The sequence below is a fragment of the Mycobacterium sp. NGS56 genome (genome assembly GCF_059812425.1).
Window position 1 is genome coordinate 55288 of sequence record NZ_JCALCQ010000015.1, and the last position, 22949, is coordinate 78236.

Below are 22949 nucleotides of genomic sequence, written 5' to 3' on the forward strand. Positions count from 1 at the left end.
TTGCGTGCCAGTACAAAGCAGCATAACGGGAAGCGGCGCGGAATCCATAGCCGGCAGCATCGAAGCGGCGATCTCGGCCGGCGCCCTGGCGCCCGGTGACGCGCTCCCGCCGGTTCGCGAGCTGGCCGCCCGGCTCGGCGTGAACGCCAACACCGCCGCCGCGGCCTACCGCCTGCTGCGTCATCGCGGCGCCGTCGAGACCGCCGGCCGGCGCGGCACCCGCGTGCGCCGCCGCCCGGCGACGACTCCGCGCTCACTGCTCGGCCTGGACGTGCCCGCGGGCGTGCGCGACCTGTCGACCGGCAACCCGAACCCGGAGCTGTTACCCATCGCGGGCGCCTCGCCGGCCGGTTCGGGCGCCGGTCGGGTGGTGCTCTACGGCGAGCAAGCCGTCTCGCCGAGGCTGGAGGAGTTCGCCCGGCACGCGCTGGCCGCGGATGGGGTCCCCGCAGATCGCCTGGCCGTGACCAGCGGTGCACTGGACGGCATCGAACGCGCGCTCACCGCGCATCTACGCCCCGGCGATCGCGTCGCCGTGGAGGATCCGGGCTGGGCCAACCTCTTCGATCTCCTTGCCGCACTGGGGCTTTCGGCCGAGCCGGTGCGGGTCGACGACGACGGTCCGCTGACCGACGACCTGGCCCGGGCCTTGCGGAGCGGGGTGCGCGCTGTCGTGCTCACCAACCGCGCGCAAAACCCAACGGGCGCTGCGCTTTCGGCGGATCGTGCCGAGTCGTTGCGTGAGCTGTTGACACAGCGGGCGGGCGACCTGCTGTTGGTCGAAGACGACCACTGCGCGGGCATCGCCGGTGTACCGCTGCACGCCTTGGCCGGCTGCACCGCGCACTGGGCGTTCGTCCGCTCGGCTTCCAAGGCGTACGGCCCCGATCTGCGGGTGGCCGTCCTGGCCGGCGACCACCGTACCGTCGAGCGGGTGCATGGCCGGTTGCGGCTTGGGCCTGGCTGGGTCAGCCATTTCCTGCAGCGGCTCGCCGCCGACTTGTGGTCCGATCAGGCGGCGGCGGTGCTGGTCGCGACGGCCGAACGGCATTACGCCGCCAGCCGTCAACGGCTGTGCAGCGCCTTGGGCGAGCGCGGCCTATCGGCGCACGGGCGTTCCGGGCTCAACGTGTGGGTGCCCGTTCCCGACGAGGCGGTCGCAATTTCCCGGCTGCTCGGCGCGGGCTGGGCGGCCGCGCCGGGCAGCCGGTTCCGGATGACCACGCCGGCGGGCATCCGCATCACGATCTCGGATCTGACCCTCGATGAGATCGATCCGCTCGCCGACGCGGTGGCACGAGCGGTGCATCCCGCCGGCCGCGCGATCGTGTAGCCGCGACTCAAGCGCCCTCGTCGTCGCTGGCACCGGGGCGGGGACCGCTCCATAACGGCTCGCCGCCGGCAGAAGGCGCGATGTCGTGGCGCACGGTGCGCCGGTCCGACGCCGTGTTCGGGGCGCGGTGGCTTGGCTTGCGCAGGCAGATCCGTCGGGGACGGAATTCAGATGGACTCATGGCGACATCATCGGGCGTGGGCCGGCCGGCCGCCAGTCAGTTATCCACAGTCCGCTCAGGTTGACAGGATGGCGAACGAATGACCTTGTAGCACAGTGCTGTCCGCGTCGACGGTTGGCTCGTCCCAAGCAAGGACGACATCACCGCCGACCGGGATCCTGACCTGCTCGCCGCCCAGGTTGCACGTGATGCGCAACCGGCCCCGACGCACGATGATCCAGCGCTCGTCCTCGTTGTAGTCGACCGTCAGGTGGTCCAGCCAGGAGTCGGCCATGTCGGGGTGGCTGCGCCGCAACGCGATCAGGTCCCGATACAGGCGGTGTAGCCGGGCGTGCTCGCCCGTGCCGACCTCGGTCCAGTCCAGTTTCGAGCGGGCGAACGTCTGAGGGTCCTGCGGGTCGGGGATCTCGTCGGCGTCCCAGCCGTGTTCGGCGAACTCGGCCTTGCGTCCTTCGGCGGTGGCGCGGGCCAGCTCCGGTTCGGGGTGCGAGCTGAAGAACTGGAACGGCGTCGAGGCCCCGTATTCCTCACCCATGAAAAGCATGGCGGTGTAGGGGGATCCGAGCGCCAGCGCGGCTTTGACCGCCAGCTGGCCAGCGGTCAGGTTCTGCGACGGACGATCTCCCAGGGCGCGGTTGCCGACCTGATCGTGCGTGCAGGTGTAAGCGACCAGCCGGGTCGCCGGGATCCCGGATTCCTCACTGGTATCCAGCGGCCGCCCATGGCGGCGACGCCGGAACGACGAATAGGTGGCGGCGTGGAAGAAACCCTGGCGCAGCGTCTGCGCCAGGGTGGCCACGCTGCCGAAGTCGTCGTAATAGCCCTGGCGTTCGCCGGACACCGCAGTGTGGATGGCGTGATGAATGTCGTCGGCCCATTGGCCGGTCAGGCCGTAGCCGCCACGGTCGCGCGGGGTGATCAACCGCGGGTCGTTCAGGTCGCTCTCGGCGATCAATGACAGCGGACGCCTCAACTGCTTTGCCAGCCAGTCCGTTTCGGTAGCAAGCTCTTCGAGGATGTGGATCGCGGTGGTGTCCACCAAGGCGTGGACGGCGTCCAGCCGCAACCCGTCGGCGTGGAAGTCGCGCATCCAGCGCAGCGCGCACCCGATGATGTAGCGGCGCACCTCGTCGGAATCGGCGTCGGCGATGTTGATGCCCTCGCCCCACGGGTTGCTGGCCGACGACAGGTAGGGCCCGTAGCGCGGCAGGTAGTTGCCCGAGGGGCCGAGGTGATTGAAGACCGCGTCGATCAGCACTCCCAAACCCTTGGCGTGGCAGGCGTCGACGAAGCGCACCAGCCCGTCGGGGCCGCCGTAGGGCTCGTGCACGCTGTACCACAGCACACCGTCGTATCCCCAACCATGGGTGCCGGCGAAGGAGTTCACTGGCATCAGCTCAACGAAGTCGATGCCGAGATCGACCAGATAGTCCAGCTTCTCGATGGCGCCGTCGAAGGTTCCGGCCTCGGTGAACGTGCCCAGGTGCAGCTCGTAGATCACCGCGCCTTCGACCGAGCGGCCGGCCCACCCGCTGTCGGTCCACGCCGCGGCGACCGGATCCCACAATTGCGAGCGCGCGTGCACTCCCTCGGGCTGCCGCGGTGAGCGCGGGTCGGGCAGCACGGTGGGATCGTCGTCGAGCAGGTAGCCGTAGCGGGCATCCGCCGCGGTATCCACGGTCGTGTGCCACCAGCCGCCGGCCGAACGTTTCATGGCGTGCACCTGGCCCTCGACGTCGAGTTGAACCTGCGCGGGTTTGGGCGCCCAGACCCGGAATTCAGTCATGGTGGCGCTCCAGCAGAACAACGGGCAGGTCGGCGAACAATTGGCCGGTCGACGTCGGACCGTCGGCGATCACCCCGGTAAGGGCGTCCTTCCAGGTCCCATCCGGCAGCGGTAAAACCGTGTTCCCCCAGCCGGTTTCGGCCAGTCGGGCGGTCCAGCGGGTCACCGCCACCACGATGTCCTCGCCGCGGCGGAAGGCTAGGACGTGATCGCTGGCGTCGCCGTTGGCGAGTAGCGGGACGTAGTCGCCGTGCAGGAAGGTGTCCGGATGTTGACGGCGCACGCGTAGCGCGGTGGTGACGACCCGGATCTTCGGATGCTGCAGGTCTTGTAGGGCGGCGCGGCGGGCGGCATAGTCGACGGCGCGGCGGTTGTCCGGGTCGACCAGGCTGTCGTCCCACAGCTCGGTGCCCTGATACACGTCCGGAATCCCGGGCACGGTCAACGCCAGCAGCTTCTGGGCCAGCGCATCGCTGGCGGCGTGCGGATTGAGTTGGGCGACGAGCTCGGTCAGTTGGCCGGCCACCGGGCCGTCGAGCACGGTGTCCAGCCATTGATGCACCGCGCCCTCGAATTCGGCGTCCGGGTCATTCCACGAGGTATGCCAGGCCGCTTCCCGGATGGCCTTCTCGGTGTAGCCGTGCAGCCGTTCCCGCAGCGCGGCGGTGACCTCGCCGTTGACGGGCCATACGCCGAAGATGTTCTGCCACAGGAATTGTCCCGTCGCCGGATCGGGGGAGGGCGCGCCGATCTCCCAGCGGGCGAGGAATTCGGTCCACAGCGAGGGCACCTGTGACAGCACCGAAATGCGGGCCCGCACGTCCTCGCCGCGCTTGGTGTCATGGGTGGTCAGCGTCGTCATGGTCTGCGGCCACAGCCGGGCGCGGGTGGCGGCGCTGTGATGAAATTCGGCCGCACCGACACCGAAGCGCTGTGGTTCGCCGCCCACCTCGTTCAGCGAAACCAGCCGGGCGTCGCGGTAGAACAAGCAGTCCTCGACTGCCTTGGCGGTGACCGCGCCGCAGAGCTGCTGCAGTCGGGTGGCGGGTTCCCCGCCGCGGGCCAGCGCCGCGGCCAGCACCTGCAGCGCCGGGCCGAATTGTGGCGCGGCCGCCTCGGTTTCGGCCAGTGCGGTGGGCAACAGCGCGACCAGGCCGGGGTAGTCGCTGCGATAGACCTCGATGTGGCTGAGCAGCGCTGCCACCGCCTCGGGCAGCTGCGGGTGGTCGGCGCCTGCGGTCGCCACGATGCTGCGGCGCAGGCGGCGCAGCTCACTGGCCAGCGTGTCGGTGGCCGAATGGATTTTCAGTTTCGCCAGCATGTCCGGCATCGCGGAGTAGTCGACGCCGGCGGATTCCACCAGCGCGGTCAGCGCAGGCGCGCCGTTGGGATCGACCAGAACGCCGCCGATTTCACGCAGCACGTCATAGCCGGTGGTGCCGCCCACGGGCAGGGTGGGCTCCAGTGCCTCGTCGACGGCCAGGATCTTCTCGATCACGATCCAGGCTTTCGGGCCGGTCAGTTCGCGCAGCCACGCCAGATACCCGCACGGGTCGGACAGACCATCGGGGTGGTCGATGCGAATGCCGTCGACCAACCCCTCCGCGAACCACCGGCCGACCTCGGCGTGGGTGGCGTCGAAGACCGCGCGATCCTCCTGACGCAGCCCGGCCAGCGAGGTGATCGAGAAGAAGCGCCGGTAGCCGCACACGCCGTTGCGCCAGCCCACCAGCCGGTAGTGCTGGCGATCGTGCACCTCGGGCCCGCCGCCCACCGCGGTACCGGGCGCGATCGGAAACGCCAGGTCGCCCAGGCGCAACAGGTCCCCGTCGACCGTGAGGTCGGCCGTGTCGTCGTCGGAACCCAGCACCGGCAGCACGATGCGGCCGTCGTCATCGAGGTCCCAGTCGATATCGAAATACGTTGCGTAGGCCGAAGAACGCCCGTTCCGCAGGACATCCCACCACCACGGGTTCTGCTGCGGCTGATCGATGCCCACATGATTGGGCACGATGTCGACGATCAGCCCCATGCCGCGCGTCCTGGCCGCCGCCGACAACCGCGCCAGGCCGTCGGAGCCGCCGAGCTCGGGTGACACCGTCGTGGGGTCGGTGACGTCGTAGCCATGGCTGGACCCCGTGGTCGCGGTCATGATCGGAGACAGGTACAGGTGCGACACCCCGAGGTCGCTCAGGTAGTCGAGCAGGTTTTCCGCGTCTGCGAAGGTGAACGCGAAGCCACTCGATTCACCACGAAGTTGGAGCCGGTAGGTGGAGACGACGGGTAAAGCCATGCGTCACTGCGTCTTACGCAATACCAACAATGAGCGCGAGGGAAGCGACACCTTCTCCTCGGCGGTCACCGGCTGATCGGCCCCTTCTTTCCGGCCGGCGGGTTCGTTGGTGTCGAGTTCCACGGTCCACTCTTTCGCATAGTCGCTGTTCGGCATCACGAACTCCACCGGATCTTCACTCGCGTTGAAACACAACAGGAACGAGTCATCGACCACCCGTTCGCCGCGGGCGTCGGGGGCGGTGATGGCCTCGCCGTTGAGAAACACCGCCACGCACTTGTGGAAGCTCTCACCCCAATCCTCGTGCGTCATCTCCGCCCCGGCCGGCGTCATCCAGGCGATGTCGCGCACTTCGTCGCCGCTGCGGATCGGTTCGCCCTCAAAAAACCGCCGCCGGCGAAACACCGGATGGCGCTTGCGCAGCGTACTCACCTTGCGGGCGAATGCCAGCAGGTCGGCATTCTTGTCGACCAAAGACCAATCCATCCAGGACAATTCGGAGTCCTGGCAGTACACGTTGTTGTTGCCGTTTTGGGTGCGCCCGAACTCGTCGCCGTGGGCGATCATCGGTGTTCCCTGGCTGAGCATCAGGGTCGCCCAGAAGTTGCGCATCTGGCGGCAGCGTAACTCGGTGATGTCGGGATCGTCGGTGGGTCCTTCGACGCCACAGTTCCACGATCGGTTGTGGCTCTCTCCGTCCCGGTTGTCCTCCCCGTTGGCCATGTTGTGTTTCTCGTTGTAGGACACCAGGTCGGCCAGCGTGAATCCGTCGTGTGCGGTGACGAAGTTGATGCTGGCGCTGGGACGGCGACCGGTCGCCTCGTAGAGGTCCGACGACCCGGTCAGCCGGGAAGCGAACTCGCCCAGTGTTGCGGGCTCGCCCCGCCAGTAGTCGCGCACAGTATCGCGATACTTCCCATTCCACTCGGTCCACAAACCCGGGAAATTTCCGACTTGGTAGCCACCCTCGCCGACGTCCCACGGTTCGGCGATCAATTTGACCTGGCTGACGATCGGATCCTGCTGAACCAGATCGAAGAACGCGCTCAGGCGATCTACGTCGTGCAGTTCGCGGGCCAGCGTGGCGGCCAGGTCGAAGCGGAAACCGTCCACGTGCATCTCGGTCACCCAGTAGCGCAGCGAGTCCATGATCAGCTGCAGCACGTGCGGGTGGCGCGCATTCAGGCTGTTGCCGGTGCCGGTGTAGTCCTTGTACAGCCGCAAGTCGGTGTCGACGAGCCGGTAGTACGCGGCGTTGTCGATGCCCCGGAAATTGATGGTCGGTCCGAGGTGGTTGCCCTCGGCGGTGTGGTTGTAGACCACGTCGAGGATCACCTCGATGCCGGCTTCGTGGAAGCTGCGCACCATGGATTTGAACTCGGCGACGCTGGACGTGCGGTTGGCCGCGTACTGATTGTGCGGGGCGAAATATCCGAAAGTGTTGTAGCCCCAGTAGTTTCGCAGACCCAGGTCCAGCAGGCGCGAGTCGTGCATGAACTGGTGCACCGGCATGAGCTCGATGGCCGTGACCCGCAGCGACTTGAGGTGGTCGATGACGGCCGGGTGGGCCAGGCCCGCGTAGGTGCCCCGGAGTTCCTCGGGGATGCTGGGATGGGTCTGGGTCATGCCCTTGACGTGGGCCTCGTAAATGACGGTCTCGTGATATGGGGTGAGCGGTGCGCGGTCGGATCCCCAATCGAAGAACGGGTTGCTCACCACGCTGGTCATCGTGTGGCCCAGCGAATCGACCATGGGGGGAATGCCCGGGTCGGCTCCATCGGCGTTGGGCCCGTCTGGGTCGACCGCCTTCATGTCGTAGGAAAACAGCGCCTGGCCGAAAGTGAAGTCGCCGTGAAAAGCCTTGCCGTACGGGTCGAGCAACAGCTTGCTGGGATCACAGCGGTGACCGGCTGGCGGGTCGAACGGGCCATAGACGCGAAAGCCGTAGCGCTGGCCGGGGTTGATGTTCGGCAGATAGGCGTGCCAGACGAATCCGTCCACCTCTTCCAAGGGAATCCGCGACTCGCTGCCGTGATGGTCGATCAGGCACAACTCGACCTTCTCGGCGATTTCGGAGAACAACGAAAAATTGGTTCCCGCGCCGTCGTAGGAGGCCCCGAGCGGATACGGGTTGCCCGGCCACACGGTGGCGAGTTTGGGTTGGTGGTTACCGCCTGGTTCTGAAGCGGGACTGTTGGTTGACACCCTTTGACCCTATCCGCGCCCCGTTGCGTTCACGCGCGCTGGAGGCCGGGGAGTAGGGCGCGTCACCACCAGCCGGTGGCCTCGGCGATCTGGCGGCCCAATTCGGGGGCCATGGTCCGTACGTAGGTAGGGGACAGGTGGTGGGCGCCGTGATAGATCAAGATATTTCCCTCGACCGGGCGGCACACGTCGGTGCGGCAGATCGCGTCCGTCATGTCGAGCACCTTGAGCTGCGGGAACTGCGTGACGAAGTCGAGCGTCTGGTTGCGGTCGGAGAGCATGTCGGAGCGCTTGATCGCACAAGACTGGGCGGTGCCGCCGCGTTTGGCCAGGCAGTCCGCCGGGTCGAACGGTTGACCGTTTTTGACCAGCCACGGCGTGTCTCGCATGCCGAGAATCGGAATGTTGTTGTCGGACAAGGTTTGCCAGATCCCGATATAGGTGGCAGGCATCACATCGCCGGTCTTGATGTTCCATGGCCGGGTGGTGGTGGTGAAGACGTAGTCGGGCCGGTCGGTGACCAGTTTGGTCATCGTTCGTTGCACCCATTCCCGGCACTGGGGGTAGGGGGCGTTGTTGCCCATGATCAGCGGGACCTGCTCGGTCGACAGCGGGCAGCCCATCTTGAGGTAGGTGACCACCTTGAAGCGGTGCAGCTTGCCCAGGATGTCCAGCGCGGGCAGCCAGTGCTCGGCATGTGACCCACCCGCCAGCGCGATGGTCCGGTTGGCGGCCACATCACCGTAGGTGCAGGTGACCACCGCGGGGTTGACGAAGTCGCTGATGCACCCGTCGCGGGTCGAAACGGGCAGGTCCTGTTTGACCTCTAAGACCGTGGGCCGCATGGGCAACGCGGGGACGCGCACGTGTTCGGTGAGGGCTCGGGCGCCGGGATAGTCCTGCGGGTTGAGGACGCTGAGCTCCTTGCCGGCCGACCGCAAGACCGTGACGTGCTGGCGCCAGGTGAAGGAGGTCGCGGTCAGCGTCACGCCAAGTAGCACGATGGCCGATCCCAGCGCCATCGTCGGCCGGGCCAGCCGCGTCGGCCAGGGAATGGTCGGCGCCGGCGCAGCGGGCTTCGCGGAGGCGCGGTAACGCAGCGGGTCTTCAACGAGCCGGTTGGTCAGATACGCCAGCACACCGGACACCAGCAGCAGCACCGTGCCTTCGAGGAAGCCGGCGTGTTTGTGTCCGCTGTAGGACAGCCAGAAGATGAGCAGCGGCCAGTGCCACAGGTACAGCGCATACGCCATGGCTCCCAACTCGACCAGCGGGCGCGTGGCCAGCAGCCGATTCGGCAGCGGCAGCCCGCCACCCGTTCCGCTTCCGCCTTGCAGGTTGGCCCCGACGAGGATGAGCAGCATGGCGGCGCCGACCGGTACCAGGGCCCACGGGCCGGGGAATTCGTGCACGCCGTCGATCAGCGCCCCGCAGGACAGCACCGCGCCCAGCGCAACCGTCGCCAACGCCGTCCGCAACCACATCGGCCAGCGGACGCGGGTGACCAGCGCGCCAACCAGCGCGCCCAGTAGCAGCTCCCAGCCTCGCGCGAAGCTGTTGTAGTAGGCGGCCGTCTGGTCCTGCTGGTGCGCGACGATCGCGTAGCCGAACGACGCGACCGTCAACGCGGTCAGCACCGCCAAGAACACGGTGCGTAACCGGGCGCCCAACCGGCGCCGGAACAGGTAGGCCAGGCCGGCGATCAACAGCAGGAAGCTGACGTAGAACTGGCCCTGCACCGACATCGACCAAATGTGCTGCAAGGGGCTGACGGCTTCGCCCGCCCGCAGGTAATCGGATGCGGTGTTGGCCAGCTCCCAGTTCTGGTAGTAGCCGAGGCTGGCTAGGCTTTGATCGGCGAACGTCTCCCAGCGGGTCTCCGGTTGAACCAGGATGGTCAGCACCGCGCATCCGGCCAGCACCACGACGAGGGCGGGAAGAAGGCGCCGGGCCAGCCGGATCACCTCGGACACCGGCGACAGTTGCACAGCCGGGTTCAGCGCGGCGCGAATGACCTTGCCGCCGAAGAAGAACCCGGACAGCGCCAAGAACACGTCCACTCCGCCGGAGACCCGGCCGAACCAGATGTGGAAGACGGCGACCAGCGCGATCGCGATGCCGCGCAAGCCGTCGAGGTCGTAGCGATAGAACCTCTCTGACCCCGCCTTGTGCACCCCCGTGGCCCGCGGATCGACGATGGCGTCCGGCGCAGGAGACGGTGGCGGAGTCTGCATGATCGATAGTCAATTTACCGAAGACCCGCCACCGGCTCCCGACAGCACGGGCGGGGGGAGCAGGTGGCGGGCGTCGGACGGCTGCGACTCGACCGGGAAATTACCTGCCGATGCCGGCGCCCGTCGGCTGCAACGGCGACTGCTGGGTCGGCAGCTGCTGCACGGGAGCTTGCTGCAGCGGTGCCTGCTGAGCTGGTGCCTGCTGGGTGGGCAGCTGCTGTGGCGTTTGCTGGTATGGCGACTGCTGCAGCGGTGCTTGCTGAGCTGGTGCTTGCTGTAGCGGTGCCTGCTGGGTGGGCAGCTGCTGTGGCGTTTGCTGGTATGGCGACTGCTGCAGCGGGGCCTGCTGGGTGGGCGGCTGCTGCGGGGCCGGCTGGGCGGGCAGTTGCTGCGGCGCCTGCTGCGCCGGCGCCTGGGGCACCGGCGCGGACGCACCGAGCACCCGCACCATGTACGGCGTCATGCCGTTGGCCCGCACCGGCGAGACCTGCACGACGTCGCCGACCTCGAGCATCTGGTTGTTGCCCAGATACATCGCGACGCTCTGCGTGCCCTCGGGCCCATAGAAGATCAGGTCACCCTTGCGGGCTTGCTGCGGCAAGATCTTCTGGCCGACCCGGTAGATCGCGCCGGACGACCGCGGCAGCTTGATGCCGGCGCCGGCGTACGCGTACTGCATCAGGCCGGAGGCGTCGAAACCGACGGTGTTGATGCCGGTGCCGGTGCCGCGGGTGGGGCCGTTGATGCCGCCACCGGCCCAGGAGAACGGCACACCGCGCTGCGACAGACCGCGAGCGATCACCACGTCCGTGGCCTGCTGGTAGTCCATCGACCTGGCGCCCGGGTCGGCGGTCGCGATGGCGGGAACCACCATCGGCGCCCCGAGCAGGGCCAAGCCGATCGCGAAGGCGTAGATGCGTTTCATTTTTCTGGCCTCTCAGGCGCTCAATGAGCTCGGCGCGGTGACTTCGCGCGTCCGCCCCCGGTTCATGAACCAACCCGTGCCCCCGCGCTGGGGACGGACTCGGTCCATGGCACTTGCGAAGTGAATCGGCGGTCAGGCCGCCGTATTCACATCAGTCACACAAGCAACTTTGACAACAAATGATGTTAACCGCCAGGTCCACGCGGGATTTTTGTCGTACCGTGACCGGACGGTGACGGGCGCGCCCAATCCCCTATGCGCAGTTGTGATTTCGGTCTCAATTGGCGACCAATCCCCAAGTCGCCGCCGGCGGATTAGCGGGCGATCAGAGCCAGTAGCGTTGGCTGAACACGGTCAGCAGCGATCCGGCTATCGAACTGACCATGACCAGCGCCAGCGCCAGCACCGGCCAGAAGGACATGTACCAGCCTTTCAGCAGGGAAACGACCGGCCCGATGACCGCTGCGGCTATGGCCGCGCCGATCCCGCCCCACACCACCGGGTGGATGTACAGGTCGAGCCCATAGGGAACCGGCCCGCACGTCTCGTCCTCGCAGACGTTCGCCAAGAAGCCGAATAGTCGCGTCGGCCAGGTCGTCGCCGTGGCCAGCACCGCGAGCAGGACCAGCAGTGCGACGGTGCACGCGATGTCCCAGGGCGCCACCCGCACGCGAAGCACCCGGGGCGCTTCGTCGTCGTACTCGAGCAGCGGGTCGTCGATGTCCCTCGACCAGCCGGGCCCCGGCGTGGACCCGTCCGCGGGTCCGGGCGCTGCGCTGTTGGGCTGCTGCGGCATGGCCATGCTGTCTCATGCTTCCCGACGTCCCGGTTTTGCGCGAATCGGCTGCTTTACCCTCGATCACTATGCCCGCGGCGAACGCCGGGCTGACGCCCGAGCAGATCAGCGCGATCGACACCGCGCACCTGTGGCATCCCTACAGCACCATCGGCGCCGAAGCCGTCGCCCCGGTGGTGGCGGTGGGCGCCCGCGGCGCCTGGCTCACGCTGATTCGCGACGGCACCGCCATCGAGGCGCTCGACGCCATGAGCTCCTGGTGGACCGCGATCCACGGCCACGGCCACCCTGCGCTGGATGCGGCACTGTCCGCCCAGCTCGGCACGATGAATCACGTCATGTTCGGCGGGCTGACCCACGAGCCCGCGGCGCGTCTGGCCCAGCTGCTGGTCGACATCACCCCAGCGGGACTGGACACGGTGTTCTTCAGCGACTCCGGATCGGTGTCGGTGGAGGTGGCGGTCAAGATGGCGCTGCAGTACTGGCGCAGCCGCGACCGGCCGGGCAAGCACCGGCTGATGACCTGGCGCGGCGGCTACCACGGCGACACCTTCACCCCGATGAGCGTCTGCGACCCCGACGGCGGCATGCACTCGCTGTGGACCGACATCCTGGCCAAACAGGTGTTCGCTCCGCAGGTGCCGCGGCACTACGACGCCGGCTACAGCGCGGCGTTCGAGGAGCAACTGGTCCGCCACTGCACCGAGCTCGCCGCCGTCGTCGTCGAGCCCGTGGTGCAGGGCGCCGGCGGCATGCGCTTCCACGACCCGCAATACCTGCGCGACCTGCGCGACATCTGCCGCCGACACGAGGTGCTGCTGATTTTCGACGAGATCGCCACCGGCTTCGGGCGCACCGGCGAGCTTTTCGCCGCCGACCACGCCGGGGTAAGCCCGGACATCATGTGCGTCGGCAAGGCGCTGACCGGTGGATATCTGAGCCTGGCTGCCACCCTGTGCACGACCGACATCGCCCACACCATCAGCGGCGGCGAGGCCGGAGCGTTGATGCACGGCCCCACGTTCATGGCGAACGCGCTGGCCTGCGCGGTGTCGGTGGCCAGCGTCGAGGTGCTGCTCGGGCAGGACTGGCGCAAGCGGGTGAACGAGATCGGCGCCGGCCTGGCGGCCGGCCTCGAGCCGGCCCGGGCGCTGCCCGGCGTGAGCGACGTACGGGTGCGCGGTGCGATCGGCGTCATCGAATGCGAGCGCCCGGTCGACCTGGCCGTCGCCACCCCGGCGGCGCTGGACAACGGTGTCTGGCTGCGCCCCTTTCGCAACCTCGTCTACGCGATGCCGCCCTACATCTGCACGCCCCACCAGATCGCCCAGATCACCTCGGCGATGGTGCAGGTCGCCCGCCTCGTTGGCCGGCGATGACGGCCCGCCCCCGCAAGCGGGAGGTACCTTAGCGCCCGGCTCCGCCGCGCTGGCGACCGCCACTAGGCTGAACGCCGATGAAGGCACCGATCGAGGTTTCCCCGCTGGCCTGGCTGGAGGCGGTGGAACGGCAGCGCCGCGAGGCCGGGCTCCGCCGCTCGCTGCGGCCGCGTCCCGCCGTCGCCACCGAGCTGGACCTGGCCTCCAATGACTACCTCGGGCTCTCGCAACACCCCGACGTGATCGATGGCGGGGTCGCCGCGCTGCGCATGTGGGGTGCGGGGGCGACCGGGTCCCGGCTGGTCACCGGTGACACCGAGTTGCACCAGCAGTTCGAGGCCGAGCTGGCCGACTACGTCGGCGCCGCATCCGGACTGCTGTTCTCCTCCGGCTACGCGGCCAACCTGGGCGCCGTGGTCGGGCTCTCGGGCCGAGGTTCGCTGCTGGTCTCCGATGACTATTCGCATGCGTCGCTGGTGGATGCCTGCCGACTGTCTCGCGCGCGGGTTGCGGTGACCCCGCATCGTGACGTCGGCGCCGTGGAAGCGGCGCTGCAGGCGCGCGACGAGGAGCGCGCGGTCGTCATCACCGAATCGGTGTTCTCCACCGACGGCGCACTGGCGCCGCTGCGGGAATTGCACGAGGCGTGCCGCCGCCACCGCGCCCTGCTCATCGTCGACGAGGCGCACGGTCTCGGGGTGCGCGGCGGCGGGCGCGGGCTGCTGCACGAGGCCGGGCTGGCCGGTGCGCCCGACGTGGTCATGACCACCACGCTGTCCAAGGCGCTGGGCAGTCAGGGCGGCGCGGTGCTCGGGCCGGCGTCGGTGCGCGCCCATCTCATCGACGCCGCGCGCACGTTCATCTTCGACACCGGCCTGGCCCCGGCGGCGGTGGGCGCCGCGCGGGCCGCGCTGGCGGTGCTGCGGTCCGAGCCCTGGCGACCGGCCGCGGTGCTGCGCCACGCCGCCATTTTGGGCGAGGCCTGCGGCGTGCTCGCCGCGCCGCAGTCGGCGGTGGTGTCGGTGATCCTGGGCGACCCCGACGTGGCGGTGGCCGCGGCGGGGGCCTGCCTGGATGCCGGCGTACGGGTGGGCTGCTTCCGGCCCCCGACGGTGCCCGTCGGGACGTCGCGCCTGCGGCTGACCGCGCGCGCGTCGCTGGACGACGCCGAGCTCGAGGTCGCGCGCCGTGTGCTGACCGATGTGCTCGCCAAGCATGGCTGAGGCGTGCCGGTGACGGTCCTGGTCGTCACCGGCACCGACACGGGAGTAGGCAAGACGGTCGCCACCGCGGCGCTGGCCTGTCACGCCCGTCAGGCCGGCCTCGACGTCGCGGTGTGCAAACCGGTCCAGACCGGCACCGACGCCGGGGACGATGACCTCGCCGAGGTGGCCCGGCTGTCGGGGGTGAGCGAGCTGGCCGGGTTCGGCCGGTATCCGCGGCCGCTGGCGCCGGCGGCCGCCGCCGAGGCGGCCGGAATGCCGTTGCCGACCGGCGAGCAGCTGCTGGCGCTCATCGGGGAGCTGGACCGGCCGGGCCGACTGACATTGGTGGAGGGCGCCGGGGGGCTGTTGGTCGAGCTCGGTGAAAACGGCGTCACCGCACGCGATCTCGCCGTCGCGCTGGGTGCCGCGGTGCTGGTCGTCGTCAGCCCGTCGCTGGGCACGCTCAACCACACCGCGCTGACCCTGGAATCGATTGCCGCGCAGAACCTTTGCTGCGCGGGACTGGTCATCGGCAGCTGGCCGCGCCGGCCCGGGGTAGTGGAGACGACGAACCGGTCGGCGCTGGCCCGGCTGGCCGCCGTGCGCGCAGCGCTGCCGGAAGGGGCGGCGTCGTTGGACGCCGCCGAGTTCGCGACGCTGTGCGCCCAGGCGTTCGACCGCGACTGGGTCACCTCGCTGGTGGCCTGATGGTCCACTCCATCGAGCTGGTCTTCGACCGCGACACCGAGGTGGCCATCAGGCACATCTGGGAAGTGTTGGCCACGGCCGGAATTCCCAGTCAGGCACCGGCCAGCCGGCCACACGTGACGCTGGCCGTGGCCGAAGCCATCGAGGCGGACGTTGACGAGCTGCTGCGCCCGGTGAGCGAACAGCTGCCGCTGCGCTGCCTCATCGGTGCGCCGGTGTTATTCGGCCGCGCCAGCGCGGTTTTCGCGCGGCTGGTGGTGCCCACCGGCGAGCTGCTGGCCCTGCACGCCCAGGTGCATCGGGTCTGCGCGCCGCACCTGAAGCCCGCTCCGATGCCAAACAGCCTGCCCGGTCAATGGACCGCGCACGTGACCCTGGTGCGCCGGGTCGGCGGCGCGCAGCTGGGGCGGGCGTTGCGCATCGCGGCCCGGCCGACCCAGATCGACGGCAGCTTCGCGGCGTTGCGCCGCTGGGATGGCAACACGAAGCTCGAGCGCCTGATCGGCGGTTAGCCCCCGAAGAGCAAATACAAACCGGTGAAGGTGTAGCCGACCATGACCAGCATCATCGTCAGCTGTCCGGTGAGCTGATGGCCGGCGGGCAGCAGGCGCAGCGCTTTATCGTGGGCCGCGATCACCGCGACGATGTGCCCGGTGACCACGCAGGTCACCTTGACCGCGGCCAGCACCGGCGGATGCATGGACAAGACGTAGGCCACGTGCAAATGCGCCAGCCCGAGCAGATTCCAACCGCGGCCGAACGGATCGGCCAGCGCGAACACCGCCTGCTGTCCACGCTCGACCAGGTAGGACAAATAGTGCGCGAAGATGTAGCCAACCACGATCGGAATCAGCGAATGCGCCATCTCGCCAGGCAATTCGTGGCGCTGCTCCGCGGTGACCCCACCGGCGGCACGGGCCGCGAGTGAAAACGTCACTGCCACAACGCAGATGAAGACGATCAATCCGACCGTGCGCAGCACCGACGACGCCAATGACGGGGGCGCGCCGAATTCGCGGGTGAGTTGGTCGGAGAAGCCGCGCCAGGTGGGCGACGACGCGAAACTGTCGAACGCCGTCGAGCCGAGCAGCACCGCGAGCAGTACCACGACACCCGGCCGCACCGGCAACGACGGCAGATGGTCGAGCGGGTTCCCGATGACGACCTTCCCGGTCTCCCGACTGCGCCGAAATGCCGAGAGCCGCGAAACGGCCACGCTGTAGACGCCGAACGGGTCGGCGCGGGCCAGCCAGCGCTGCCCGCACAGCCAAGCGCCGACCAGCATCAGCACGGCGTAACCGCCTATCCACGTCATGACCCACGGCAGTGATGCGGGATTCGGGCTGGCCAGCTCCATCCAGACAAAGGCGAATAGGCCCACCGCGGCGGGTCGATAGCCCCAGCCTTCGGGATAGGACAGCCGCGGCCGGGCGAGCCGCTCCGGCGCGATGCGCCGCAGCAGCAAATACACCGAGCGCATCGGCGAGATCACCCGCCACACCGGCCCGATGGCCAACGACAGAGCCACCAGCCCGACCCACAGCAGCACGTAGAAGGCGCCGAGCAGCGCGTTGGAGTCCGAGTCGGGACCCCACACCCCGGCGGCCACCGCCCACGCGGCGAACACCAGGGCCACCGCGGCCGCCGAGTACCGGGTCACCCGCGAGTCGACAAACGTCGTCAGCGCCGTCGGCAAGGGTCGGCCCGGCTTGAGCGGATCGAACCGCGGCCGCCGCCACGCGAACGCCACCAGGGCGAAGGTGAAGGTCAGTGCCCAGGCGGCCCCGACCATCGCGTAGGCGTAGGGAACCGGAAGGTCAGCCGACCCACCGAGACCGTGCGCCAGCACCACCGCCGCGGCGGCGGAGCTCACGACTGCACTTGGATGGTTGCGATGGTCCTGTCCAGATGGTGCAACTCCACCGCGACATTGCCGGGAACGTCGACGGCGAAATTGAACGTCTGGTTGGGTGCGGCCGCGACCTGGAACTTGTGATCCGGTGTCGAATGCACATGCAGCTCGTCGGTGACGTCGCTGGTCACCCGCAGGGTGATTTGCTGATGCACCTTGGCCTGCAGCGTGGCGTTGGTCGGCGTGACCTGCCCGTTGGCGATGGTCACGTCGATCGTCAGCGGTGCGGCCGGAGACTTACTGGTGGAGCCCCCGCATGCGACCAGCCCACAGACCAGCGCCGCCGCGCACGCCCCTACGAGAGTGCCTCGAAGTGACATGGCCCTACGCCGCCCGCGGAATCGGCTGCTTGTCTTCCGCCGGTTCCGGCTCGGCGAGGGAGTTGTTGAGCCGGCCGGCGCCCCAGGTCAATCCGGCGATCACCATGAGCGTCAGGAACAGCACCACGATCCCGCCCGCGGTGAACAACCAAGCCGGCGCGCTTTGGTCGCGTTCACGCTGCAGGATGGTGACTTCCAGGACGAACGGCCGCGTGCTCGATGCCAGCGCGGGGACCTCGGGGGCCGGAATGGCGGCGTCCGCCGGTTCCCAGATCGGCACGGCCGTCATCATGCGGCCGTCCTGGACCCGGAGCAGAGTCTTCCAATCGCCCCACACCGGAACCGGCTGGGTGGAGCGGTAGTGCCCCGGCCCGACCTTGGCGAGCCGGTCGATGACCAGGCCGCGATCGTTATTCATACGCCCCTGCCAGGACAGGATCGTGAGCCAGTCGGGATTGTCGCTGACCATATCGGCGGGTAGCAGTTGCACGTCGGCCGACACCATGCGCTGCCCCGGTGCACTGGGCAGATCGGTCAACGTGATGGTGGCGTTGTTCTTGCTTGGCACCGCGATGTGCAAGCCGTTGGCCACCGCGCCGCCGATCACCAACACCGTCACCACGATTACCGAAATGCCGATGGCGCGCCCGGGGAGGCGCTGCCCGGTCAGCACCATGCCGAACATGGCCCCGCACATACCCATCAGGACCGCTACCGGCACGGCCATGGCCAGAGCCTCGCCCCACATGCTGATCGGCCAGGGGTAGTGGTACACCGCCGCGATCCACAGCGACTCCAGCCAGAGCCCGACCGTGCCCACGCCCAGCCCGGCGACGGCACCAAACACGATGGGACGCTTGAAAACCGGAGTCAGCGCGATCAGCTCGACCACCAGCGCGGGGCCGAGGTAGAGCGGGAACCAGTTGATCGGGGCCCCCAGTATCGGCCCGACCAGCAAGGCGACCCCACCACGCAGGGCAATGGCGAAAACGGCACCAATCAGAGCCGCGCCTCGCCCCATCGTGGTGCGCGCCGCGACCGCCGCCAGGGCCGCCGCGCCCGCGATCAGCATGGGTTGGAACACAAGGCGGAACTGCGGGACGCCGAAATCGAACTCGATTTGATAGACCGACAAGCCGATGAACAACCCGCCGAAGGACAGGTAGCGCAGGAAGGTGATGAAGACTCCGTGGTAGACGTCTTCGCCTTCTTCGGCCTCACCTTCGCGCTCCAGCATCAGCACCGCGAACAAGGAGAAGCAGGCGCCCCCGATCATCATCAAATGAGTTGGGCCCCAAAGTGTTACGTCTTGGCCAAAGATGCGGTGCCAGATGTCGTCGAGCGGGAACCCGATCATCGCGTACAGCCCGCAACCGGCCATCAGCACACCGCCCACCGGTGCGCGCCAGTTTTGGGTGATCCGCACCGCCGCCGGACCGGGCTGGTCGTACGGCAGCACGACCGCCGTCATTCCTCCGAGGAAGATTCCGAACAATCCGATGATGATGAAGTAGTGCGCCGGGTTGGCCAGCGGTCCGGGGTCGCGGCCGTTACCGATATGCCAGCTGACGTCCCAAATGAAACCGAACAGGGCGCAAATGATGGATGTGGTGAACACCAGAACCGGCAGGGCAACCCAGCCGGGCCGGTGGAATTTATTGCCGACTCCGTCGGCCGCGCGGGTCAACCATTGAATGCGATGGGTGCGATGGGCATAGCCCACCCATAGCAACAGCAGGGTGATCACCACCGCGGCGACCGACAGCCCGATCACCTGATTGAGCCCCGCACCGCGTGCAGGCGCCTCAGCAACAATCGTCAGTTCATCCGACCGCATCGTCATGCCTCCCAACCGCGCCGGGCTGCCCCGGAGGATCCGATTCCGTCAACCGCTTATTACCGCCAAGTAGGTTCGTGATTGTTTGTTTAATGCCCCAATACATCGCTCGTCAATCACGCTTTTCGTCCGGTGTGTCGGGACGGGAGGCGTCGGTTCCGGAATGCGTCGCGTCGCGACCCGCGCGGCGGTCGCGCAAGGCGATGTACAAAATCACCCCAACCACGATCACCGCAGGCAGGAACGCCGGCGCCGCCAGCAGGAGGTAGTGGTGCGCCAGGAATTCGACGTGCGGAGTCACCCCGGTCGTATACCCATAGATGGGGCGTGTCCCTCGGCCGTTACCCTACTTTGAACACTTTTCATTTCGAGCTGCCATCACAACGTGGCAGGCGTGTCCCCACGCGCGGACACGAAAAAGAGGCAGGGGAGTACCTGGTGACGCAAGCGGCAACGCGACCGGCGGCCGAAACCGGCAACCACGAGGACATCCTGGCGGTGGCCCGGCAGCAGGTGCTCGAGGGCGGCCAGGGATTGAGCCGGGAGCAGGTGTTGCGGGTGCTGCAGCTGTCCGACGACCGCCTCGATGAACTGCTGGCGCTGGCACACGAGGTGCGGATGCGCTGGTGCGGCCCCGAGGTCGAGGTCGAGGGCATCATCAGCCTGAAGACCGGCGGCTGCCCGGAGGACTGCCACTTCTGCTCGCAGTCCGGACTCTTCGCGTCGCCGGTGCGCAGCGCCCGCCTGGACATTCCCAGCCTGGTCGAGGCGGCCAAACAGACCGCCAAGTCCGGTGCCACCGAATTCTGCATCGTGGCGGCGGTGCGCGGTCCCGACGAGCGGCTGCTGGCCCAGGTCGCCGCCGGTATCGAAGCGATCCGCAACGAAGTCGAGATCAACATCGCCTGCTCGCTCGGGATGCTGACGGCCGAGCAGGTCGAGCAGCTGTCCGAGATGGGCGTACACCGCTACAACCACAACCTTGAGACCGCCCGCTCGTACTTCACCAACGTGGTGACCACCCACAGCTGGGAGGAGCGTTGGGAGACCTTGTCGATGGTCCGTGACGCCGGGATGGAGGTCTGCTGCGGCGGCATCCTCGGTATGGGTGAGACCCTCGAGCAGCGCGCGGAATTCGCCGTCGAGCTGGCCGAACTCGGCCCGGACGAGGTCCCGCTGAACTTCCTCAACCCGCGGCCCGGCACCCCGTTCGGCGACCTGGAGGTCATGCCGGCGAGCGAAGCGCTGAAGTCGGTGGCCGCCTTCCGTCTGGCGCTGCCGCGCACCATGCTGCGGTTCGCCGGTGGCCGCGAGATCACGCTGGGGGATCTGGGTGCCAAGCAGGGCATCCTGGGCGGCATCAACGCCGTGATCGTCGGCAACTACCTGACCACACTGGGTCGTCCGGCCGAATCGGACCTGGAATTGTTGGATGATCTGCAGATGCCCCTCAAGGGGCTCAACGCCAGCTTGTAAGACGGCTGCCGCGGCTAGGGTTAAAGACTTGTGATTGGCGATCTGGGCGCTGCGGTCGGTGCCGGCGTCTACAACGTCTACACCGGGGAACTAGGGGGCACCTCAGTGCCGACAGCGGCTCAGTTGGGTCTCGAGCCTCCCCGCTTCTGCGCGGCGTGCGGTCGCCGGATGGTGGTGCAGGTTCGCCCGGACGGCTGGCGGGCGCGCTGCTCGCGGCACGGTGAGGTCGATTCCGGCGATCTGGAGACGCGGCGGTGACCGAGCCGGCCGAGGCGGATGCCGCCGCCGTCGCCGCCGCTGCCCGCCGGACCCGGGCGATTTTGGTCGTGGCCCTGGGATCGGCGGTGACCGGCCTGGTGATCGGCGGGGTGTGGGCCTGGATCGCCCCGCCGATCCACGCGGTGGTGGCACTCACCCGCTCGGGCGAGCGCGTCCACGACTATCTGGGTAACGAGTCCGAGCACTTCTTCGTCGCGCCGGCCCTGATGCTGGGGCTGTTGACCGTGCTGGCGGCGGTGGCCTCGGTCGGGGTGTGGCAGTGGCGCGAGCACCGCGGGCCGGAGATGATGATCGCGCTGGCGGGCGGCATGGTGGCGGCGGCCGCCGCCGCCTCGGCGGTGGGGGCCGGGCTGGTTCGGCTGAGGTACGGCGCCCTGGACTTCGATGCGGTACCGCTGACGAAGAGCCCGTCGGTCGCATACGTCGTGCAGGCGCCGCCGGTGTTCTTCTCCGACGGCCCGCTGCAGATTGCGGTGACCCTGGTGTGGCCGGCCGGAATCGCGGCCCTGATCTACGCCGTGCGTGCCGCCGCGGACGCCCGCGACGACCTGGGCGCACTGCCGCCGCAGCCGAGACCCTCCGAGGCAGTGCCGGCGGCAGGCGCAGGCGCCGCCGAAAACGTCGAGGTCAGAGCGGACGACGGCCGATCTTGCGACCCGTGATGACTTTCGCCGCGATCTTCATCAGCCGCGCCATCCCAACGTAGGTCATCGGGTTGAACATCGTCGGCCACGTGGTCCGGATCAGGTGTTCGGTCAGCGGGCGGTTTTCGAAGCGATCCGTCAGCCAGCGCAGCGTCATCGGCGCCGACAGCGGATGCAGCATCATGTGCTCGTTGAAGGCGTCGCGGTGGTAGGTGACGCGCGCGCCGCCGGCCGAATACGCATCGGCGAGCGCGTCGATGTCGTGCACGTCGATCAGGTAGTCGTGCACGGCCTGCACGATCAGCACTGGCGGCGTCGGGACAGCGGCGCCCAGCTTGATGTGGTCGAAGACGTAGGTGACTTCCGGGGTGGACAGGATCTGTTCGAGCGGCTCGTCGAGGTAGTCGCCCATGTTCTTGCCGGCCATCCGCACCACGGCTTCCACCGTCGTCATCTTCTCCAGCGAGTCGAGCAGGGCGCGCCCCTCCTCGTTGGTGTGCTCTCGGATGACCCGGTCCAGATCCGGATAGATGTGCGCGAGCGCGGCAACCACCAGCGCGGGAAGCCCCGACAGAAAGCTGCCGTTGAGGCGGCGGAACGTGTTACCGAGGTCCCCGACGGGTGAGCCCAGCACCGCCCCGACGATGTCGAGTTCGGGCGCGTATTCCGCGCACATCTCGGCAGCCCATGCGCTGGCCAGTCCGCCGCCGGAGTATCCCCAGAGCCCGACGGGGGCCGGGGCGGACAGGTTGAGGCGCTCCGAGCTCCGCGCGGCCCGGATGCCGTCCAGGACGCGGTAGCCGGGTTCGTACGGCGCGCCCCACAGGCCGCGCAGGCCCTCGTGGTCGGGCACCGACACGGCCCATCCCTCGGCGACGGCGGCGGTGATCAGGAAAAGCTCGAACTGCCCGATGGCGCCTAGCGCCTTTGCCCTGCGCCGCAGCGCGTAGGACGGAAAACAGCGCGACGAGACGGCGTCGATCGCACACTGATACGACAGCAGCGGGCACGGCTGACCCGCAGCGAGGTCGGTGGGGACGATCACCGTCGTGGCCGTGGCCTCCGGATCGCCTTTCATGTCCATGGTCCGGTAAAGCAGCTGGACGGCTTTGATCGGTTGGGGGATCAGGCCGAGAAACGCCAGCTCCACGTCCCGAGTGCGCAGCACAGTGCCGGGCTCGGCGTGCTGGAAGCCCAGCGGCGGCTGGTAGAACGGGTCGTCCGAGGGCAGCAACGGACGCACCTTGCGCTGCAGTTCCTCGTGTGGCGGCCGGGCGATCCATTCCGCGCCGTGCGTGCCTGCCAGGTTGCCGAGCTCAGCCATTGAGGCTCCCTTCGTGGCCACCCGGGATTCTCGCGCACGAACCGCAGGTAACCAAAACGTAAACGCCGCAGTGTGAGCGACTTCTCGTCACGCCGGCCGGGTCGCGGCGCTA

Annotated in this window: 20 protein-coding genes; 8 read left to right on the plus strand and 12 right to left on the minus strand. The window is 68.3% G+C overall.

Annotated features, from left to right (window positions below):
* Positions 1-4 precede the first annotated feature (4 nt).
* Positions 5-1333: an aminotransferase class I/II-fold pyridoxal phosphate-dependent enzyme gene (locus AC5Y4F_RS24100; protein ID WP_067933248.1), complete on the plus strand. Its 1329-nt coding sequence runs from the start codon at positions 5-7 to the stop codon at positions 1331-1333.
* A 7-nt stretch (positions 1334-1340) separates the two neighbouring features.
* Here the strand turns inward: AC5Y4F_RS24100 and AC5Y4F_RS24105 are convergent, their stop codons facing one another.
* From AC5Y4F_RS24105 to AC5Y4F_RS24135, 7 genes are all read right to left on the minus strand, one after another.
* Positions 1341-1514 carry a hypothetical protein gene (locus tag AC5Y4F_RS24105; RefSeq protein WP_197520524.1) on the minus strand — a complete coding sequence of 58 codons (174 nt, stop codon included), beginning with the start codon at positions 1512-1514 and terminating at the stop codon, positions 1341-1343.
* Positions 1515-1569: 55 nt separating this feature from the next.
* A complete protein-coding gene (gene treZ / locus AC5Y4F_RS24110) occupies positions 1570-3300 on the minus strand; it encodes a malto-oligosyltrehalose trehalohydrolase (protein ID WP_067933247.1) in 1731 nt (576 codons plus the stop codon).
* Positions 3293-5593, minus strand: coding sequence for a malto-oligosyltrehalose synthase (treY, locus tag AC5Y4F_RS24115; protein ID WP_499999107.1), 2301 nt, complete (start codon positions 5591-5593; stop codon positions 3293-3295). Before treY ends, treZ begins: the two co-directional genes overlap by 8 nt.
* Before the next feature lie 3 nt (positions 5594-5596).
* On the minus strand, positions 5597-7798 hold the full coding sequence (gene glgX / locus AC5Y4F_RS24120) for a glycogen debranching protein GlgX (protein WP_067933242.1): 2202 nt from the start codon (positions 7796-7798) through the stop codon (positions 5597-5599).
* A gap of 62 nt (positions 7799-7860) precedes the next feature.
* Positions 7861-10032, minus strand: coding sequence for an acetyltransferase SucT (gene sucT, locus AC5Y4F_RS24125; protein ID WP_499999109.1), 2172 nt, complete (start codon positions 10030-10032; stop codon positions 7861-7863).
* A gap of 100 nt (positions 10033-10132) precedes the next feature.
* The gene (gene ripD, locus AC5Y4F_RS24130) at positions 10133-10957 is read right to left on the minus strand and encodes an NlpC/P60 family peptidoglycan-binding protein RipD (RefSeq protein ID WP_499999111.1); all 825 of its coding nucleotides are present in this window, start codon (positions 10955-10957) and stop codon (positions 10133-10135) included.
* 325 nt (positions 10958-11282) lie between these two features.
* Positions 11283-11759, minus strand: a complete 477-nt coding sequence (locus AC5Y4F_RS24135; protein WP_499999113.1) for a hypothetical protein — start codon at positions 11757-11759, stop codon at positions 11283-11285.
* 62 nt (positions 11760-11821) lie between these two features.
* On the opposite strand from AC5Y4F_RS24135, the gene AC5Y4F_RS24140 reads away from it, so the two are divergent.
* The 4 genes from AC5Y4F_RS24140 to AC5Y4F_RS24155 all read left to right on the plus strand — a co-directional run bounded on the left by AC5Y4F_RS24140 (position 11822) and on the right by AC5Y4F_RS24155 (position 15557).
* A complete protein-coding gene (locus tag AC5Y4F_RS24140) occupies positions 11822-13132 on the plus strand; it encodes an adenosylmethionine--8-amino-7-oxononanoate transaminase (RefSeq protein ID WP_067933235.1) in 1311 nt (436 codons plus the stop codon).
* Between the two features lie 77 nt (positions 13133-13209).
* Complete coding sequence (locus AC5Y4F_RS24145) at positions 13210-14355, plus strand: 8-amino-7-oxononanoate synthase (protein ID WP_499999115.1); 1146 nt, start codon at positions 13210-13212, stop codon at positions 14353-14355.
* Between the two features lie 9 nt (positions 14356-14364).
* Positions 14365-15045, plus strand: a complete 681-nt coding sequence (bioD, locus tag AC5Y4F_RS24150; protein ID WP_067933406.1) for a dethiobiotin synthase — start codon at positions 14365-14367, stop codon at positions 15043-15045.
* Complete coding sequence (locus tag AC5Y4F_RS24155; RefSeq protein WP_067933230.1) at positions 15045-15557, plus strand: 2'-5' RNA ligase family protein; 513 nt, start codon at positions 15045-15047, stop codon at positions 15555-15557. The genes bioD and AC5Y4F_RS24155 overlap by 1 nt, the downstream gene beginning before the upstream one ends.
* Here the strand turns inward: AC5Y4F_RS24155 and AC5Y4F_RS24160 are convergent.
* From AC5Y4F_RS24160 to AC5Y4F_RS24175, 4 genes are all read right to left on the minus strand, one after another.
* Positions 15554-16918 carry a hypothetical protein gene (locus tag AC5Y4F_RS24160; RefSeq protein WP_067933228.1) on the minus strand — a complete coding sequence of 455 codons (1365 nt, stop codon included), beginning with the start codon at positions 16916-16918 and terminating at the stop codon, positions 15554-15556. The two genes, AC5Y4F_RS24155 and AC5Y4F_RS24160, sit on opposite strands and share 4 nt — an antisense overlap.
* On the minus strand, positions 16915-17277 hold the full coding sequence (locus AC5Y4F_RS24165; RefSeq protein WP_067933225.1) for a hypothetical protein: 363 nt from the start codon (positions 17275-17277) through the stop codon (positions 16915-16917). Before AC5Y4F_RS24165 ends, AC5Y4F_RS24160 begins: the two co-directional genes overlap by 4 nt.
* A gap of 4 nt (positions 17278-17281) precedes the next feature.
* Positions 17282-19114 carry a hypothetical protein gene (locus AC5Y4F_RS24170; protein WP_499999119.1) on the minus strand — a complete coding sequence of 611 codons (1833 nt, stop codon included), beginning with the start codon at positions 19112-19114 and terminating at the stop codon, positions 17282-17284.
* Positions 19115-19226: 112 nt separating this feature from the next.
* The gene (locus AC5Y4F_RS24175) at positions 19227-19415 is read right to left on the minus strand and encodes a hypothetical protein (protein WP_067933224.1); all 189 of its coding nucleotides are present in this window, start codon (positions 19413-19415) and stop codon (positions 19227-19229) included.
* Between the two features lie 137 nt (positions 19416-19552).
* On the opposite strand from AC5Y4F_RS24175, the gene bioB reads away from it, so the two are divergent.
* Genes bioB through AC5Y4F_RS24190 form a run of 3 tightly spaced genes read left to right on the plus strand, consistent with a single transcriptional unit; the run spans position 19553 to position 21531 of the window.
* Positions 19553-20590: a biotin synthase BioB gene (bioB, locus tag AC5Y4F_RS24180; protein ID WP_067933222.1), complete on the plus strand. Its 1038-nt coding sequence runs from the start codon at positions 19553-19555 to the stop codon at positions 20588-20590.
* A 30-nt stretch (positions 20591-20620) separates the two neighbouring features.
* Entirely contained in the window at positions 20621-20848 is a 228-nt protein-coding gene (gene bsaP / locus AC5Y4F_RS24185; protein WP_067933219.1) for a biotin synthase auxiliary protein BsaP, read from the plus strand.
* Positions 20845-21531 carry a DUF2567 domain-containing protein gene (locus tag AC5Y4F_RS24190; protein WP_499999122.1) on the plus strand — a complete coding sequence of 229 codons (687 nt, stop codon included), beginning with the start codon at positions 20845-20847 and terminating at the stop codon, positions 21529-21531. The genes bsaP and AC5Y4F_RS24190 overlap by 4 nt, the downstream gene beginning before the upstream one ends.
* Here AC5Y4F_RS24190 and AC5Y4F_RS24195 read toward each other — a convergent pair.
* Positions 21497-22837 (minus strand): lipase family protein, encoded by a 1341-nt coding sequence (locus tag AC5Y4F_RS24195; RefSeq protein WP_067933403.1) that lies wholly within the window; start codon positions 22835-22837, stop codon positions 21497-21499. The two genes, AC5Y4F_RS24190 and AC5Y4F_RS24195, sit on opposite strands and share 35 nt — an antisense overlap.
* Positions 22838-22949: the final 112 nt, after the last annotated feature.

Excerpts from the sequence above, each read along its gene's own strand:
- AC5Y4F_RS24105 (WP_197520524.1), bottom strand. The coding sequence starts at position 1,514 with ATGAGTCCATCTGAATTCCGTCCCCGACGGATCTGCCTGCGCAAGCCA.
- treZ (WP_067933247.1), bottom strand. The coding sequence starts at position 3,300 with ATGACTGAATTCCGGGTCTGGGCGCCCAAACCCGCGCAGGTTCAACTC.
- treY (WP_499999107.1), bottom strand. The coding sequence starts at position 5,593 with ATGGCTTTACCCGTCGTCTCCACCTACCGGCTCCAACTTCGTGGTGAA.
- sucT (WP_499999109.1), bottom strand. The coding sequence starts at position 10,032 with ATGCAGACTCCGCCACCGTCTCCTGCGCCGGACGCCATCGTCGATCCG.
- ripD (WP_499999111.1), bottom strand. The coding sequence starts at position 10,957 with ATGAAACGCATCTACGCCTTCGCGATCGGCTTGGCCCTGCTCGGGGCG.
- AC5Y4F_RS24135 (WP_499999113.1), bottom strand. The coding sequence starts at position 11,759 with ATGGCCATGCCGCAGCAGCCCAACAGCGCAGCGCCCGGACCCGCGGAC.
- AC5Y4F_RS24140 (WP_067933235.1), top strand. The coding sequence starts at position 11,822 with ATGCCCGCGGCGAACGCCGGGCTGACGCCCGAGCAGATCAGCGCGATC.
- AC5Y4F_RS24145 (WP_499999115.1), top strand. The coding sequence starts at position 13,210 with ATGAAGGCACCGATCGAGGTTTCCCCGCTGGCCTGGCTGGAGGCGGTG.
- AC5Y4F_RS24155 (WP_067933230.1), top strand. The coding sequence starts at position 15,045 with ATGGTCCACTCCATCGAGCTGGTCTTCGACCGCGACACCGAGGTGGCC.
- AC5Y4F_RS24165 (WP_067933225.1), bottom strand. The coding sequence starts at position 17,277 with ATGTCACTTCGAGGCACTCTCGTAGGGGCGTGCGCGGCGGCGCTGGTC.
- AC5Y4F_RS24170 (WP_499999119.1), bottom strand. The coding sequence starts at position 19,114 with ATGCGGTCGGATGAACTGACGATTGTTGCTGAGGCGCCTGCACGCGGT.
- AC5Y4F_RS24195 (WP_067933403.1), bottom strand. The coding sequence starts at position 22,837 with ATGGCTGAGCTCGGCAACCTGGCAGGCACGCACGGCGCGGAATGGATC.